Here is a 16,297-nt window from a genome sequence, read left to right as displayed (position 1 = left end):
AGCCCTGCAATAAGTTAAAGCCCTGACATACGAGGCTGGCTGTGCACCGTGCCGTCGCCAATTTTAATACCCAACAGCGCAGAGATTTTTTTTGCCATGATTTCAATATCAAAGGCGGCTGCAGAGGAAGAGCTAAAGTCGAGAATCGACTTCTGGGAAGCATTCGCTTCAACGACGCTCTCATCGCGATGGATAATACCCAACAGACGATCGCCCAGTTTATCCTCCATCAGAGCAGTGACGTCACGGCTGACCTGACGGCGGTTATCGCTCTGATTCAGCACGAAAAAGTGCCCAAGTTTGTGGTTAAGCTTACCGCCGGTTAAACGCTGCTTTTCCACGTGCGACAGCGTCGACATCGAGGCGGTATCCGCCAGCAGCGGCACCAGGTGCAGATCGGCCAGCGACGTTAATGCCGTCAGCGCCGGTGAAGGGCCGGGAGGCAGGTCGGCGATGATAATCAACCCGGGATAATTCAATAATGCCGCCAGCCCACGGGTGAGGAAATGGGCGTCGCTGACAAGGTGTTGGTCAAAAGCCTGATGCTGCGCCTCGCTAACATCGCCATACGGCAGGACAAAAATATTGCTGCCCGCGCTCAGTACGCACTGGCTCCAGTCATGAAGCTCCAGCGCTTTCGCGACATAGCCGCGCTCATCGCTCAGAGGGACGCCAAAATGCAGACGCAGCGCATTTTGCACGTCAAAATCGATCGCCAGGACTTTGCTGCCTGCGCGAGCTAATGAATAGGCCAGATTTGCCGCGAGGGTCGTTTTTCCTACGCCGCCTTTGGGAGAACACACGCAGATCAACGGCATGTCGCAATCCTTTCTAAAAGTGATTTCAGCGGCTGATCTTTATTTTTCGCCACCGGTTCAACGGCTTTTGCCGCAAATAAATGAGCATAGCCTTCCGCCGCCTGCACAGACGGCACGGCCGGGCGAACCGCTACCGGTGGTGCTGGCGCGACGGCTGGAGCTGGGGCTGGCGCAACGGCTGGAGCTGGCGCAAGGGGGACGGCCATTGCCGGCGCAGGTTCCGCTACCCGCGTATTTTCTGCAACCGAAAGGGGGTCATGTGGGGCTGAGACGGAGACAGGCGGCGGCATTACCGGAGCCGGGGCTACAGGTGATGATGGCAGCGGCGTGTGCGCGGGTTGTGCCTCGACCCAATGAAACATATCCGTAGGGACCGGCTGCGGTATCGGTAACGATACCGATCCTCCCATGGCCAGAGAGGATTCTTTTTCTTCCCCAGGCGAGAGCTGATTGAGAATAACCCAATCGCCCTGTTCCCTGGCGGCTGCGTGTGATGAAAGGTCCTTAAAATCGAGACTTTGCGTACGAGTCTTTTCCTTGAAGCGCTGCAAATCATCATAATGGTTCATGGATAACCTCATGATTCTAAAAAATAATATTTTAGCTGTTTTTATTTTGATACTACGCCTTTAGAGCATAGTTTATTTTATTGTTTTTCATCAACTTAAGTTGGTCAGAATGACCAACAATACAATGACGTTGTAGAGGAGTATTGGTCAAGGTGGCGTAAATCACTGATAATTTTGTAGTTACCCTATCATTTATTATAAGAAATGATAGCTCCATTTTTTAGGAGGTCCCATGATCCCAGCAAAGCTGAGCCCAGCGCACCCTTAAAATAACCCGTTTTTTCTCTAATTGATCTTTAGATAATGCGCAGAACAAAATAACTCTGCCGCGTGATGGAATATATTTTAGACTTTTTATATCGTTGTATAAATAGGTCAAATAAATTATTTAAGCCAAAAAATATCGGCCAGGTACTTTCTCAAGCCTGACTCTTCTCTGGGCATAATAAGCGGCTGCTGCCGAAAGTTTTGGCTCCTTCGACAGCAGCAGGGGACATCAGGCGAGCGGTTTTTGCTGGTTTTCATCCTGGTCAACGGCAAAACAGGCGACCAACTGACCCCGGTAATCTTTCAACTGCGGCTGCAGCTGGGTGCACGGGCCGAAACGACGGCGGCAGCGGGCGTTAAAAGCGCAGCCCGGTGGCGGATTCAACGGGCTCGGCAGTTCGCCGGTCAGCTTAATACGTTCGCGACGATCGTCCGGGTTCAGGCGTGGCGTGGCCGACAGCAGGGCCTGGGTATACGGATGCTGCGGATTGTTGAAGATCTGATCCTTGGACCCTTTCTCCACGCAGCGGCCGAGATACATCACCATCACTTCATCCGCAATGTGCTCCACGACCGACAGGTCATGGGAGATGAACACATACGACAGCCCCATATCCTGCTGCAGATCCATCATCAGGTTCAGCACCTGCGCACGAACCGACACGTCCAGCGCGGAGACGGGTTCATCGGCAATCACCACGTCCGGGTCCAGCATCAGACCACGGGCAATCGCGATACGCTGCCGCTGACCGCCGGAGAACATGTGCGGATAGCGATCGTAATGCTCCGTTTTCAGCCCGACCTTCGCCATCATCGCCAGCGCTTTTTCACGGCGCTGTTCTTTGCTCAGCGAGGTGTTGATCTGCAACGGTTCTTCCAGAATCTGCCCCACTTTCTTACGCGGATTCAGCGAGCCGTAGGGGTTCTGGAACACAATCTGGATTTTCTGCCGACGCAGCTTTTGCGCCGTGGCGTCTGGCTTTAATAAATCCTGGCCCTGATAGTAAAGCTCGCCACCGGTCGGGATCTCAATCATCGTCAGCAGACGGCCCAGCGTTGATTTGCCGCAGCCGGACTCGCCGACCACCGCCAGCGTTTTCCCGCGTTCGAGGGTAAACGAGACCCCGTCCAGCGCCTTAACCAGCCTTTCCGGAGCAAACAGCCCCTTCTTCACCGGGTAATATTTTTTCAGGTCAATGGCCTGCAACAAGAACTGTTGCGTGGTGGCCTCATGGGTACTCATAGCGTAGGCCTCCCGGCATCATCCAGTGGGTAGTGGCATTTCGACTGACGGGCGCCGTCGACGCGGTTCAGCTCAGGCTCCTCGCTGCGGCACTTATCCGTGGCATAGGGGCAGCGCGGGTTTAACAGACAGCCGTTGGGGCGGTCATATTTCCCTGGCACTACGCCCGGCAGCGACGCCAGCCGCGCTTTATCCTGGGCAAACTCCGGCAACGCGCGCAGCAGCGCCTGAGTATACGGATGGCGCGGCGCGCGGAAGATATCCTTCGCATCGCCCGTCTCCACAACCTGACCGGCATACATCACAATAATTTTGTGTGCCGCCTCGGCCACCAGCGCCAGATCGTGGGTGATCAGGACCAGTGCCATGTTCTCTTTTTGCTGCAACTCCAGCAGCAGCTCAATGATCTGCGCCTGGATGGTCACATCCAGCGCGGTGGTCGGTTCATCCGCAATCAGCAGCTTTGGTCGGCAGGCAATCGCCATGGCGATCATCACGCGCTGGCTCATCCCACCGGAAAGCTGATGCGGATAGACATCAAGACGCGATGCCGGGTCAGGAATGCCAACCAGCGTCAGCAGATCGATCGCCCGCTGGATACGGGTTTTCTTATTTCCGCCCTGATGTACTTTAATGGCTTCCATTATCTGGTAGCCGACGGTGTAACACGGATTCAGGCTGGTCATCGGGTCCTGGAAGATCATCGCCACTTCCGCCCCCACCAGCTGGCGGCGCTCTTTTTCTGAAATACGCTTCAGATCGCGGCCATTAAATTCCAGCTTATCCGCCATCACCCGGCCGGGATAATCAATCAGCCCCATGATCGCCAGTGAGCTGACCGATTTACCGGAGCCGGACTCACCGACAATGCCAACCACTTCACCCTGATTCACGCTGTAACTCACGCGGTCTACCGCGCGAAACGGTGTCCCTTCGTCGCCGAAGTGCACCGATAATTTATCAACATTCAATAACGCCATCTCGAACCTCTTACTGCTTCAGTTTGGGATCGAGCGCGTCACGCAGACCGTCACCCATCAGGTTAAATGCCAGCACCGTCAGCAGAATCGCGACACCCGGGAAGGTGACGACCCACCAGGCACTCTGCGCGAACTGCAACACGTCGGAGAGCATCGTGCCCCACTCCGGTGTCGGCGGCTGCGCACCCATGCCAAGGAAGCCAAGAGCGGCCATATCGAGAATGGCGTTAGAAAAACCGAGCGACGCCTGAACAATCAGCGGAGCAAGGCAGTTAGGAAGAATGTTGATGAACATCTGACGTATTGCCCCCGCTCCTGCCACCCGTGAAGCGGTGACGTAGTCGCGGTTCACTTCCACCAGCACCGCCGCACGGGTCAATCGCACGTAGTGCGGCAGGGCGACAAAGGTGAGCGCCAGCGAAGCGTTGACGATCGAGGGGCCGAAGATAGCCACCAGCACCAGCGCCAGCAGCAGGCTCGGCAACGCCAGCATAATATCGACAACACGCATAATGATGGAGTCAATCACCCCGCCGAAGTAGCCGGCAATCAGGCCCAGTACCACGCCGAGAATCAGCGACAGCACCACAACCAGACAGCCAACCAGCAGCGATAAACGCGCGCCGTACATCAGTCGCGACAGAATATCGCGGCCCACGTCATCGGTCCCCAGCAGATGCGCAAAACTTCCCCCGTCCTGCCAGGCCGGCGGCGCCAGCAGCACGTCGCGGAACTGATCCGCCGGGTTATAGGGGGCGAGGAAGTTAGCGAACACGGCAATGATAATCATAATCGCCACGTACACCAGGCCGACAACCGCCCCTTTATTGCGTTTGAAATAGTGCCAGAACTCCTGCAAAGGGGTCATTGGCACCGGTGCGGCGACAACTTTATTTTCAGTAATTTGTGACATGATGGCCCCTTACTTCTTATGCCGAATACGCGGGTTCACCACGCCGTACAGCAGATCGACCAGCAGGTTGACGAGGATAATCATCGTCGCCACCAGCAGTACCCCACCCTGAACCACCGGGTAATCACGGCGTTGCAGCGCATCGATCAGCCAGCGCCCTAAACCAGGCCAGGAGAAGATGGTTTCGGTCAAAATAGCGCCCGCCAGCAGCGTCCCTACCTGTAGCCCAATCACCGTGACCACCGGCAGCATAGCGTTACGCAGCGCGTGGACCACGATGACGCGCATACGGGTCAGCCCCTTGGCGCGCGCGGTGCGAATGTAATCTTCGCCCAGTACTTCCAGCATCGAGGAGCGGGTCATACGTACGATAACGGCCAGCGGAATGGTGCCCAGCACCACGGCTGGCAGAATCATGTGCATTAAGGCATCAATAAAATCGCCCGGCTCGCCCCAGATAGCGGTATCGATGAGCATAAAACCGGTCAGCGGCAGGGTATCGTCAAGAAACACGGTATCGCTGATACGTCCGGAGACTGGCGTCAGGTTGAGCTGGACCGAAACCAGCATGATCAACATCATTCCCCACCAGAAGATCGGCATGGAATAGCCGGTCAGCGCAAGGCCGACGGAGGTGTGATCGAAGATAGAACCGCGTTTGACCGCCGCCAGCACGCCCACCGGAATACCGACGATAACGGCGAAAATCATCGCGCACACGCCCAGTTCCAGCGTGGCTTTAAAGCGCGGCACGAACTCCTGCCACACGGGAATACGGCTTTTCAGCGAGATGCCTAAATCCCCATGCAATACACCCCAGATATAGTGGGCATACTGCTGCCACATCGGCTTATCAAGGCCCATTTCAGCCAGCAGCTGAGCGTGACGTTCAGGGGAGATACCACGTTCGCCCGCCATAATCATCACCGGGTCACCGGGAATCATATGCACAAAGGCAAAGGTGAGAAGGGTAATACCGATAAAGGTCGGGATGACAAGTCCCAAACGTCGGAGGATGAACTGCAACATAACCCGGATTCTCTATAGTGACGCCCCGCCTGGTGACCGGACGTCTGTATTGCTCACAAATGTCAATTCCCTCTCCCCAAGGCGGGGAGAGGGGGAACATACTGTTTATTATTCGACAGAGACGTTATCGAAGTGGTGCTTGCCTAATGGATCGACCACGTAGCCTTTGACTTCTTTACGCACTGGCTCATAGACGGTGGAGTGAGCGACGATCAGCGCCGGAGCCTGGTCATGCATCACCACCTGAGCCTGCTTGTAGAGCTCGATACGTTTGTTGTGGTCGTCGGTGGCACGTGCCGGCTGAATCAGATCTTCAAACGGTTTGTAGCACCAGCGAGAGTAGTTCGAGCCGTCTTTTGCAGCCGCGCAGCTGAACAGGGTGGCGAAGAAGTTATCCGGATCCCCGTTGTCGCCGGTCCAGCCCATCATCACGGTCTGGTGCTCGCCTGCTTTCGCACGCTTCAGATATTCGCCCCACTCGTAGGTGACGATCTTGGCCTGGACGCCAATTTTGGCCCAGTCAGCCTGGATCATCTCAGCCATACGGCGCGCGTTCGGGTTGTACGGACGCTGTACCGGCATTGCCCACAGATCGATGGAGAAGCCTTTTTCCATCCCGGCTTCTTTCAGCAGCGCTTTCGCTTTTTCCGGATCGTAAGTGTAGTCTTTAACGTCGTCGTTATAGCCCCACATGGTCGGTGGAATCAGGTTTTTCGCGGACTGACCTGCGCCCTGGTAAACGGCTTTGATAATCGCTTCTTTATTTACCGCATAGGTCAACGCCTGGCGGACCTTCACGTTATCCAGCGGTTTCTTCTCGGTGTTGAAGGAGAGATAGCCGACGTTCAGGCCCGGCTGTTCCAGCAGGTTAATGCTCTTATCTTCTTTCATGCGCGCGATGTCGGCCGGGTTCGGGTACGGCATCACCTGGCACTCATTCTTCTGCAGTTTGGCATAGCGCACGGAAGCATCAGGCGTAATGGAGAAGACCAGGCGATCGATCTTCGGCTTGGTGCCCCAGTAGCCCGGGAAGGCTTTATAGAGAATACGGGAGTCTTTTTGATACTGCAGCAGCTGGAACGGACCGGTACCGATTGGGTTCAGGTCCACTTTTTCCGGCGAACCGGCTTTCAGCATGTTGTCGGCATACTCTTTCGACAGAATAGAGGCGAAGTCCATCGCCAGGTCAGCGAGGAACGGCGCTTCCGGGCGAGTCAGCACAAACTGGACGGTTTTATCGTCGACTTTCTTCACTTCGCTAATCAGGTCAGGCAGGCCCATCCCTTCGAAGTATTCATAGCTGCCGCCGGACACTTTATGGTACGGGTTTTGCGCGTTTTTCTGGCGATCGAACGAGAATACAACGTCGTCGGCATTCAGGTCGCGAGTAGGTTTAAAGTCTTTATTATCCTGCCACTTCACGCCCTGACGCAGGTGGAACGTATAGATTTTGCCGTCCTCACTCACTTCCCATTTTTCCGCCAGCCCCGGAATCACTTCCGTAGTACCGGTTTTGAATTCAACCAGGCGGTTATAGATGGGCACCGAGCTGGCGTCATAGGTTGTACCAGAAGTGAATAGCTGTGGGTTAAAGCCTTCCGGCGAACCTTCAGAACAATAAACCAGGGTCTTAGCCTGAACGCTTGCTGCAACGGTCAGGGCGACCAGGCTCAGACCAAGCTTCAGCATCCCTGACTTTTTCAAGGAAATACTCATTATTCTGCTCCAAATGTGATGTTGTTTGCATATATCCGCCAGGCCTTTATTTATTTTTTACCCGGTCTGGTCGGTGGTGCCCGAAGGCCTGGATGAGAGATGGGGATTCCTTTCACAAAAACGCCTGAGTTGCAGTGCGGATTCTCCATGAAATGCCCCTCATGCCCTACAATCTGTCAACAGAATGCGTAAACGTCAATACAGCCAACCGGGTTTTACACCCGGGGTGAGAATCAGCAGGCAAAGATTAAAAAAACTTCAAGACGCTATTTTCAGCAGAGAAATTTATGCTAGCGGCGAGCGGGCAGCATAAATGTCTTAATACTTCGTAACAGCCAGTGATAAGCAATTCTGGTAAATGGTGAAAATTTATTACGATATGGCCAATATGTGAGCGATTAATAGCGCGAACGTTAAAACGCACAGCGGAAAATGCTGCAGTTATCCATAAGCTTCGCGAAAAAAGAGCCTTAGATATATAAAAAAATACAATGGAAGATGTCACAAAATAGTTAACAGGCAACATGAAACAAGGATTCGTGCTTTTTTTGTGACTTTGGTTGACTATCACACTCCGACATCGTGGCGCCCGGCCCGCAGCCCAACGCCATTGATGCAAAGGATTTCATTTTACGGTGGCCTGGACGAGGCCTGTTTTTGCTGTCAGCAGGGGGAGACAGGCCAATACACCAGGGCGGTGTTAAGCCGGCTAAAAATTGCTGAGGTACAAATGAGCGCTCTGGGCCGCCAGCATAGCCGAACCTCTGCCCCCGGAGGCTCTCATCCTCATCGGCTTCAGATGCAAAAAAGCCTGCTCATTGAGCAGGCTTTTAAATTTGGTCGGTGATAGAGGATTCGAACCTCCGACCCCTTCGTCCCGAACGAAGTGCGCTACCAGGCTGCGCCAATCACCGAATGCGGGCGCATCTTACTGCTGAGACTCACACCCGTCAATGCCTTATTTGGAAAAAATAGCTCAAGCGGCGAGAAACTCGCCACTCCCGCTATTTCGCCACGGTTTTCCCCGCATCGGCAACGCGGCACCAGTTGTTATTCTCATTAATCCCACCGTCCGGCGAGGTGTAGCCCAGACAACCCATGATGGTGTCATACAGCTCAACGTGACGACGCGGGACTTTCATCGCCGCCTGCTCTTTAAGGCGGGCAAACGAAGCAGCATGGTCCGGCGCTGCCAGATATTTATCCGACATCCACACCATCATCGGCACACGGAACTGTTCCGGCGGCGCCATCTTACGCGGCGTACCGTGCAGGTGCTCATGCTCGTTGATTGACTCCCCATGATCGGCGGCATAGAACACAATCGCCTTCTTATCACGCAGTTGATCCAGCACGCTCACGATAAAGTGATCGACATAGGTCACGCTATTATCGTAAGAGTTGATCAGCTCCGCTTTCGAGCATTTGCTGTCCACGCCCACGCACTCCGGCTGCCACTGCGCGAAGCTGCGCGGGTAACGCTGGGTATAGTTAAAGTGCGACCCTTTGGTATGCAGAATGATCAGGTGCTTACCCTGGTTATTCTTGGTCAGTGAACGCTTCACTTCATCCACCAGCAGCATATCGTCCACGCTCTTACCGCGGTTACGCGGCTCCGCGCCAATCTGCTCGCGATAGGCAATGCTGTTCGCCATAGTATTGCTGTAGAACCACATCTCGCTCTGCATCGCATACAGGTCGCCGGTAAAGCCGAGCTGGTGCAGGACCGCAAAGACGTTTTGCTCTTTCAGCGTTCGCTGCGGGTTGTCTTCCGCCCCGCCCTCGCGCACAAACATGCAGCGCAAGGAGAGCTTGGTCGCGGTGTCGCACGAATACCCGCGGAAGGCGACCAGGTTTTTCTCCTGGGCCAGCTTTGGCGTGGTATTGCGGCCATAACCCAGGATCCCCATATGATCCCAGCGGGTGGTTTCACCGATAATGAACACCACGTAGGTATCATCCAGGCCCTGCGGCTCCACATAGGTGAATTTTTTGGCAGGGTTTATCAACGACTTGTTATCTGAGGACTCATCCACCTGCGCCCAGGCGTACAGCCCCAGCGCAGAAAGCCAGTTTGACGGCAGATACGAGTTGGCAATCACCCCGCCATAGCTCGGCATATCGACTTCAGAGCTACGCTCCACGTCCTTCTGCCGCAGTTCGAGCAGGCGAATCGGTCCCCAGACCATTAATCCGGCAAGGGCAACGATGGCGATATTTTTTACCCGCTGGCCCGGCGTGCGAATTTGCCGCAGCAGAGTATGTTGACAGCGGTTGCTCCAGATAAGCAGCAGCGGCGGAGCGCTGACCAGCGCCAGCCACAGAATCAAATACCAGCCCACCACCTCCTGAGAGAGGTCGATATCCGTGGTCATAACCGACGCGATGATGCCGTAACCAATCACCACGTTCAGGAAGGTCATGTAATAGCTGGCGGCAGCGGAGAAAATTACCACCAGCGTAGCGAGTATTCGCCAGACGCGCCGACCCAGCAGCGACAGAACACGTAACAGGAAAAACGTCACCAGCACGGTGGCAACCAGTTCCACAATCCCGGAAAGCCCTTTCCAGAGGGTAAATTCCTGCGCATAACCATCAAGGCGACGGAAAAGCACAGCAACGTTCATAAACCAGCCGATGTACAGCGCCAGCCAAAGGCTGACTTTCTGCTGTGTCATCGTTCTAATATAATTCATGCATGAAACCTGGAAAAAGAAGAGATAAAACCACCTGACTTACGCGATATAAGCGGGCAGGTTAATAGGGTGCGTTCAGGTTGATTAACTACTCAAACCCATTCGAGATGCCTTGCGGCGACGGGCTCGTGAATCCTCTGGAGCTTACTCAAGTAAGTGACTGAGGCGAACGAGCGCAGTCAACAATAAGGCAGTTTGAAGGACGGAGAGTATAAGAAACCTCTACAAAGCGCGCTAAGTAGACCACAGAGAAAGGAAAAAGTACCAGGCGGGAGTGTGATCCAACCAAACATTTACAAAACATTTGGTTGGACAAGCACAAATAGCTCAGGAATATCGATATGACGCCGCGAAGATGGCGTATCAGGCGTGGGCTTCGCTGTAAACTTCACCTTTCGGCTGGCGAATCGTCGTGGAAAGCGCCAGAGAGAGAATCAGCAGGGCAAAGATAACGCAGAAGGTCACGTAGAACCCACCGAACAGCGAGGCAATCAGCGAGCCGCAGATACTGCCGATACCAAAGCCCAGATAGATGACGCCGTAGTTTTTTGCCAGGTTATTCAGACCGAAAAATTCACTGACCAGCGACGGGAACACGGTAATCGTTCCGCCGAAGTTAAAGGCGACGCAGGCAATCGCGGCAAAGAAGGTTATCGCGTTCAGCGGCGCGAACAGCAGCGCGGCCATGCCGACCAGTGAAACCACCTGGCCGATAGTAATGACGCGGATACGGGAAATTTTATCCGACAGAATCCCCAGCACCAGACGTCCGCTCAGGTTGGCGATAGAGATAACGGTGACCGCATTCGCCGCCGTCGCGACATCCAGATGCACCATCCCTTGAGCGATATCTTTCGCTACGCCAATAACATACAGGCCGCTCATGCAGGCCGTCAGGAACATCACGGCGAGCATCCAGTACTGCGGTTTACGCATCGACTCGGCCAGCGTGAAGTCATTCTCCACCACGCCATTATGCGAGGCGGCGGTATGATTCGGCGCATCTTTCATTAAGGTTGCGCCGAAGACAATCATCACCAGGACAATGGCGCCCCAGATAATAAAGGTTTTCTCCAGCCCGACGGTGGCCAGCAGATGGCTATCAATAAATTTGAACCCGAGGCTACCGAGGCCATAGGAACCAATGGAAAAGGCGGAAATCAGCCCTTTACGCTCCGGGAACCACTTCACGCAGTTGGAGAGCGTCAGCAGATAGCCCGCGCCATCCGCCAGCCCCACCAACAGGCCTGCGCTCAGCCAGAGCATCATCAGGCTGTTGGCGTGGGCGGTAAGGAAAAAGCCGAGCCCCAGCAGAACACCGGACGCCATCGTGACGCGCCTGACGCCAAAGCGTTCCTGCAGTTTACCGGCGACGGAAGAGGATAGCGCCAGACCGAGGCTTAACAGACCGAAGGAGAAAGCCACCTGGCTTACCGGTTCGTCCAGTTTTGCGGAAAGGGAACTGTTGAACAAACTCCATGTATAAACCGATCCCAGCGCGAATTGTGTAACGATCGTGCCGGCCAGCGTAAGCCAGCGGGTATATTGACTGTTTGCAGCGTTCATAGCAGATATCCTGAATAATTAACTGCCGCCACAATAGCGAAGCCGCCTGAACGCCAGGGTAAAAAAGGCATGAAATGCCATCAGCAAGGAATGAAATGCATGTGAGCCGGAATGAATGACATTGAAAAAGGCAGGCGCATGACAGCAGCAGAAATAAGTTAGTGACTACTATCTTACAACAATGCGCCATTACTGTGTTTTTTAAGTAACAAGAACGTTTCACGCATGCTAAATAAAGGCTAAAAGTTAGCGCTCACTCCCATCACATAGAGATAGTTGGCTCCCGTTGGCGTATTCTCCGCCTGCGATAATGCCGCCCAGGCGGCAAGGTGTGAATTGAGAGCCATATCCGCCCCGAAGGTGACATCGCGCCAGGCGCCATCCTGCCCGCGATTAGGGCCAATCAGATCCGAAGAGAGCGGCTGGTTGTAGCTCACCTGCGCCCACGGATGGACGCCCCATAGCGCCTGATAATCCATACGCCAGCCAAGCGTATTCACATAGGGGTTGTCTGACGCGCGGCGCGCGGGGGCGGTCGATATCACCTCGCTACGCAAACTCGCCACCGGGCCGGAAGTGACGCCGTTGGCCAGCGTAAAATTCCATCCCACGCTCATCCCGCGGCCGCCATCCGGCGGCGCCACCGCCTGATTCAGCGCAATACCGGGAAGATCGCCGGACGCATTCATACGCTCCGCCAGAATATCTTCATAGCGGGGTTGGTGATCGCTATCCCACGTATAGCGTTCAGGGGTGTTACTTTTGGTATCGATAGCGATATATTCCTGTTGCCAGGCATTCGCGCCACTGATAAACGAGACCCAGACGACGGCACACGCCGGGAGCATAATCCCCCGAAGGCCATTGCATTTCTTTATTATCATTAATGCGACTCCAGAAAAGAGCCAAACCGGCATTATTGCTGTGTTTTTATGGGACGGGCTTCCCTGAATACCTTGAATAATGTGATTGGGCGAACGAATGCAGCCAATGCACATGCAACCTGAATAATGGCGGGTATATTTGAGAGTGGTATCCCTGTATTAACTATTATCTTTATCTTTCAGCCGTCAAGGCGAACGCGTAAGTTTTATTGCTAAAGGGAGAGAGACATGCAGCGTTGCGGTTGGGTAAGCCAGGACCCGCTTTATATTCAGTACCATGATAACGAGTGGGGCGTTGCGCAAAGAGATGCCCGCAAACTGTTCGAAATGATCTGCCTTGAGGGCCAGCAGGCCGGTCTGTCGTGGATTACGGTGCTGAAAAAGCGGGAAAATTACCGCCAGGCCTTTCATCAGTTCGATCCGGTCCGCGTTGCCGCCATGAATGAGACCGATATTGAACGCCTGCTCCAGGACGCCGGAATTATTCGCCATCGTGGGAAAATTCAGGCCATTATTGGCAACGCCCGCGCCTTCCTGACCATGGAAGAGAGCGGCGAATCGTTTACCGACTTTGTCTGGTCTTTCGTCGACAATCAGCCACAGATTTCCCATGCCGCCACGCTGGCGGAGATCCCCACCACCACACCGGCTTCCGACGCCCTCTCCAGGGCGCTGAAAAAGCGCGGTTTTAAGTTTGTCGGCTCCACCATCTGCTACTCCTTTATGCAGGCCTGCGGACTGGTCAACGATCATGTGACGAGCTGTTTCTGTCACCCGGGAGGCGATGATGATCCGCAAGTGGGACGCTAAAGAGACCCGCCCGCTACTCACGCTGTGGCTGGAAAGCACGATTCATGCCCATCCCTTTATCGACGAAACATACTGGCACGAGAGTGTCGCCGTCGTACGCGATGTCTACCTGCCTGCCGCCAGCACCTGGGTGTGGGAAGAGAGCGCGACGATCAAGGGTTTTGTCAGCGTGATGGAGTCCCGCTTTATCGGTGCGCTGTTTGTCGCGCCGGACGCTATCCGCCGCGGCATCGGCAGCGCGCTGCTGAACGAGGTCAAACAGCATTACCGCTGGCTCAGTCTCGAGGTTTACCAGAAAAACGTTCAGGCGGTGAATTTCTACCATGCGCAAGGCTTCCGGATAGAAGACTGCGCATGGCAGGACGATACGCTACAACCGACCTGGATTATGCATTGGCCGGCGGATCAAACGCCGTAAGCGTCAGCGCCGGGCCGTCATATTTTTCCAGCCACGCCAGCGCCGTATTCCCGGCGCAGCCGTTGCCCAGCCGCGAGGTCGGAATATCTTTGGTCAGAACATTCACCGCGCCGTTTTTGCAGATACCGGCCTGCGGGTCGATATCAGGCCAGGCCCCTTCGTGTAAACAGATAACCCCTGGACGAATACCTTCCGTCACCACGGCGCCGGCCAGCACCTGGCCGCGCGCGTTCCACACCCGCACGACATCGCCGTCGGCAATATTGCGCGCCTGCGCGTCCAGCGGATGAAGAGTTAATGGCTCACGGCCGGCGACAGCGTACTTTTCGCGCAGCGACGTGTGGTTCAGCTGGCTGTGCAGACGATGCGCCGGATGAGCGGACAGCACCTGCAGCTGGCCAGGCCGGGCATTGCCGTGCCACTCGTCCGGTTCCAGCCACATTGGGTGCGGTGGACAGTCGGGGTAGGCAAAGCCGGCAATCGTTGGAGAGTGAATTTCAATTTTGCCGCTCGCGGTTTTCAGCGGATTGGCCTGCGGATCGGCACGAAATGCCGCGAAGCGCGCAAAACGGGCATTTTCCGGGTTTTCCGGCATTTCTATCAGCTGGTTAGCCTGCCAGAACTGGTCAAATGGCGGCAGCGTCACCTGCTGGCTCGCCCCGCGTTGCGCGGCAATCTGATAGAAGGACTCCAGCCACTGTAGATCGGTTTTCCCTTCGGTAAAACGCGCGCGCCCTCCCTCTTCCCAGCGCTCGCTGAGATCGGCAAAGACGTCAAAATCATCCCGGGCTTCATCGCGCGGCGCGACCACGCGCTTCATCGGCACCAGGTGCTGGTTACTGTAATCGCCGGTCATGGTCATATCGTGACGTTCAAACGAAGTTGTCGCCGGCAGGACAATATCGGCATGGCGGGCGGCAGCGGTCCAGAAGCACTCCGAAATGACGATAAGCTCCGGCTTCTGCCAGGCCCGAATCAAGCGGTTGGTATCCTGATGATGGGTAAAGTTCGCGCCGCCACACCACCAGACGAAGCGAATATCCGGAAAATGCCGGTCCATTCCGTTGTGTTGATACGGCGCACCGGGATTTTCCAGCGCTTCCACAATGCGCGCCACCGGTATTTTTTCGACCGCCTCGGTACCGCCCGCCACACAGCCTTGCATCGAAGCCAGTACCGCCGCCCGACGGGTCGGGTTACCGCCGTTGGCAAAGTGGTAGGAAAGGCCAAAACCGCCGCCGGGAGTACCAATCTGCCCCAGCATCGCCGCAAGCGTCACCAGCATCCAGTGTTTCTGCTCGCCAAACTGCTGACGCTGCATCCCCCAACCGGACATCAGCATGGTGGTATTGTCATGGAATAGCGCGGCCAGTTCGCGGATCTTCTCCGCGCTAACGCCGCAGATCTCCGCCGCCCACTCTGCGGTTTTCGGCGTGCCATCGCTTTCACCGGTCAGATAGCGGGCAAAAACGTCATAGCCGCTGGTACAGCGGGCGAGAAACGCATCGTCCTGCCAGCCGTTCTCCACCAGCGTATGGGCAATGCCGAGCATCATCGCGACATCCGTACCCATATGCGGAGCGATCCATTCGCCCACCTCACCAAAGAATTCCGCCGTTTCCGATCGCATCGGATCGATACAGATCACCCGCTTCCCACTTTTGCGCAACCGATCGAACCACGGGATCCCCTGCTCATCGGAAGCGTTCCAGGCAATTTTTAGCGTATTCAGCGGGTTGGCGCTCCAGAGCACCACCACATCGCTATGTTCCAGTACCATCGGCCAACTGGTCTGCTGCTGATAAACCTCATTGCCGCCAACCACATAGGGCATGATCGCCTGTGCCGCGCCGGTGGAATAATCCCCCAGATGTCCGGTATATCCGCCTGCGAGGCTCATGTAGCGCTGCAGCAACGTCGCCGCCTTGTGGAGCACGCCGTTAGAGCGCCAGCCGTAGGAACCGGCAAAAATCGCTGCCGGGCCGTGGTTTTCCCGAATCCGCCGATGCTGTGCGTGGATAAGATCCAATGCCTCCTGCCAGCTTACCCGCACAAACTCGTCCTGGCCGCGTACGCCCTGCGGACTCTCCGGCGAAGCAAGGAAACCTTTACGTACCATCGGATAGCGGACGCGGGTTTTGCTGTGGACCTGCTCACGCACGGCGGTTTGCAAGGAGTTGGCGAAAGAGGTCTCCAGCGCACCGCGGGAAGAGAGGACATTTTCACCATCCGTTTCAACCAGCATAGGCCCCCAGTGAGCCGCGGTTAAGATGGTTTTGGTTGCAGATGAGGTTGGCAAAGCGAGCTCCTGGTCAGCGAATGCAGGTGTTGTGACGGTCTGTGATACTGACCGTTCAATGTTATTTACAAAAAGAGAGCCGGTACGGG

The 16,297-nt window shown here is 55.3% G+C and carries 12 protein-coding genes, 1 tRNA gene and 1 pseudogene; 2 read left to right on the top strand and 12 right to left on the bottom strand.

Features of this window, described 5'->3' with window-relative positions; genetic code table 11:
* Positions 1-14: 14 nt before the first annotated feature.
* The 11 genes and pseudogenes from GRPL_RS20030 to GRPL_RS20075 form a co-directional block, all read right to left on the bottom strand.
* A pseudogene (locus GRPL_RS20030) lies at positions 15-807 on the bottom strand (cellulose synthase operon protein YhjQ/BcsQ).
* A 1-nt stretch (position 808) separates the two neighbouring features.
* The gene (gene bcsO, locus GRPL_RS0125530; RefSeq protein WP_032698581.1) at positions 809-1,387 is read right to left on the bottom strand and encodes a cellulose biosynthesis protein BcsO; all 579 of its coding nucleotides are present in this window, start codon (positions 1,385-1,387) and stop codon (positions 809-811) included.
* 496 nt (positions 1,388-1,883) lie between these two features.
* Entirely contained in the window at positions 1,884-2,897 is a 1,014-nt protein-coding gene (gene dppF / locus GRPL_RS20035; RefSeq protein WP_032690326.1) for a dipeptide ABC transporter ATP-binding subunit DppF, read from the bottom strand.
* The gene (dppD, locus tag GRPL_RS20040; protein WP_015585548.1) at positions 2,894-3,877 is read right to left on the bottom strand and encodes a dipeptide ABC transporter ATP-binding protein; all 984 of its coding nucleotides are present in this window, start codon (positions 3,875-3,877) and stop codon (positions 2,894-2,896) included. Before dppD ends, dppF begins: the two co-directional genes overlap by 4 nt.
* Positions 3,878-3,887: 10 nt before the next feature.
* Positions 3,888-4,790: a dipeptide ABC transporter permease DppC gene (gene dppC, locus GRPL_RS20045; RefSeq protein WP_032690325.1), complete on the bottom strand. Its 903-nt coding sequence runs from the start codon at positions 4,788-4,790 to the stop codon at positions 3,888-3,890.
* 9 nt (positions 4,791-4,799) lie between these two features.
* Entirely contained in the window at positions 4,800-5,819 is a 1,020-nt protein-coding gene (gene dppB, locus GRPL_RS20050; protein WP_032690324.1) for a dipeptide ABC transporter permease DppB, read from the bottom strand.
* A 108-nt stretch (positions 5,820-5,927) separates the two neighbouring features.
* Positions 5,928-7,535: a dipeptide ABC transporter periplasmic-binding protein DppA gene (gene dppA, locus GRPL_RS20055; protein ID WP_032696973.1), complete on the bottom strand. Its 1,608-nt coding sequence runs from the start codon at positions 7,533-7,535 to the stop codon at positions 5,928-5,930.
* Positions 7,536-8,372: 837 nt separating this feature from the next.
* Positions 8,373-8,449: transfer RNA gene (locus GRPL_RS20060), tRNA-Pro, on the bottom strand.
* Positions 8,450-8,539: 90 nt separating this feature from the next.
* The gene (gene eptB, locus GRPL_RS20065; RefSeq protein WP_032690322.1) at positions 8,540-10,231 is read right to left on the bottom strand and encodes a kdo(2)-lipid A phosphoethanolamine 7''-transferase; all 1,692 of its coding nucleotides are present in this window, start codon (positions 10,229-10,231) and stop codon (positions 8,540-8,542) included.
* 363 nt (positions 10,232-10,594) lie between these two features.
* The gene (locus GRPL_RS20070; protein WP_032696974.1) at positions 10,595-11,797 is read right to left on the bottom strand and encodes an L-lactate MFS transporter; all 1,203 of its coding nucleotides are present in this window, start codon (positions 11,795-11,797) and stop codon (positions 10,595-10,597) included.
* A 239-nt stretch (positions 11,798-12,036) separates the two neighbouring features.
* A complete protein-coding gene (locus GRPL_RS20075) occupies positions 12,037-12,645 on the bottom strand; it encodes an autotransporter outer membrane beta-barrel domain-containing protein (protein ID WP_162180060.1) in 609 nt (202 codons plus the stop codon).
* A gap of 264 nt (positions 12,646-12,909) precedes the next feature.
* On the opposite strand from GRPL_RS20075, the gene tag reads away from it, so the two are divergent.
* Together tag and GRPL_RS20085 are read left to right on the top strand one after the other, a co-directional pair.
* The gene (gene tag, locus GRPL_RS20080) at positions 12,910-13,491 is read left to right on the top strand and encodes a DNA-3-methyladenine glycosylase I (protein WP_032690319.1); all 582 of its coding nucleotides are present in this window, start codon (positions 12,910-12,912) and stop codon (positions 13,489-13,491) included.
* A complete protein-coding gene (locus GRPL_RS20085; protein ID WP_032698579.1) occupies positions 13,469-13,909 on the top strand; it encodes an N-acetyltransferase in 441 nt (146 codons plus the stop codon). The genes tag and GRPL_RS20085 overlap by 23 nt, the downstream gene beginning before the upstream one ends.
* Here GRPL_RS20085 and GRPL_RS20090 read toward each other — a convergent pair.
* A complete protein-coding gene (locus GRPL_RS20090) occupies positions 13,878-16,208 on the bottom strand; it encodes a molybdopterin guanine dinucleotide-containing S/N-oxide reductase (RefSeq protein ID WP_032696976.1) in 2,331 nt (776 codons plus the stop codon). The genes GRPL_RS20085 and GRPL_RS20090 overlap by 32 nt on opposite strands.
* Positions 16,209-16,297: the final 89 nt, after the last annotated feature.

Source organism: Klebsiella planticola ATCC 33531, assembly GCF_000735435.1.
Lineage (GTDB): Bacteria > Pseudomonadota > Gammaproteobacteria > Enterobacterales > Enterobacteriaceae > Klebsiella > Klebsiella planticola.
The sequence above is the reverse complement of the archived record's forward strand: the minus strand, read 5'-3'. Positions and strand labels throughout refer to the sequence as shown.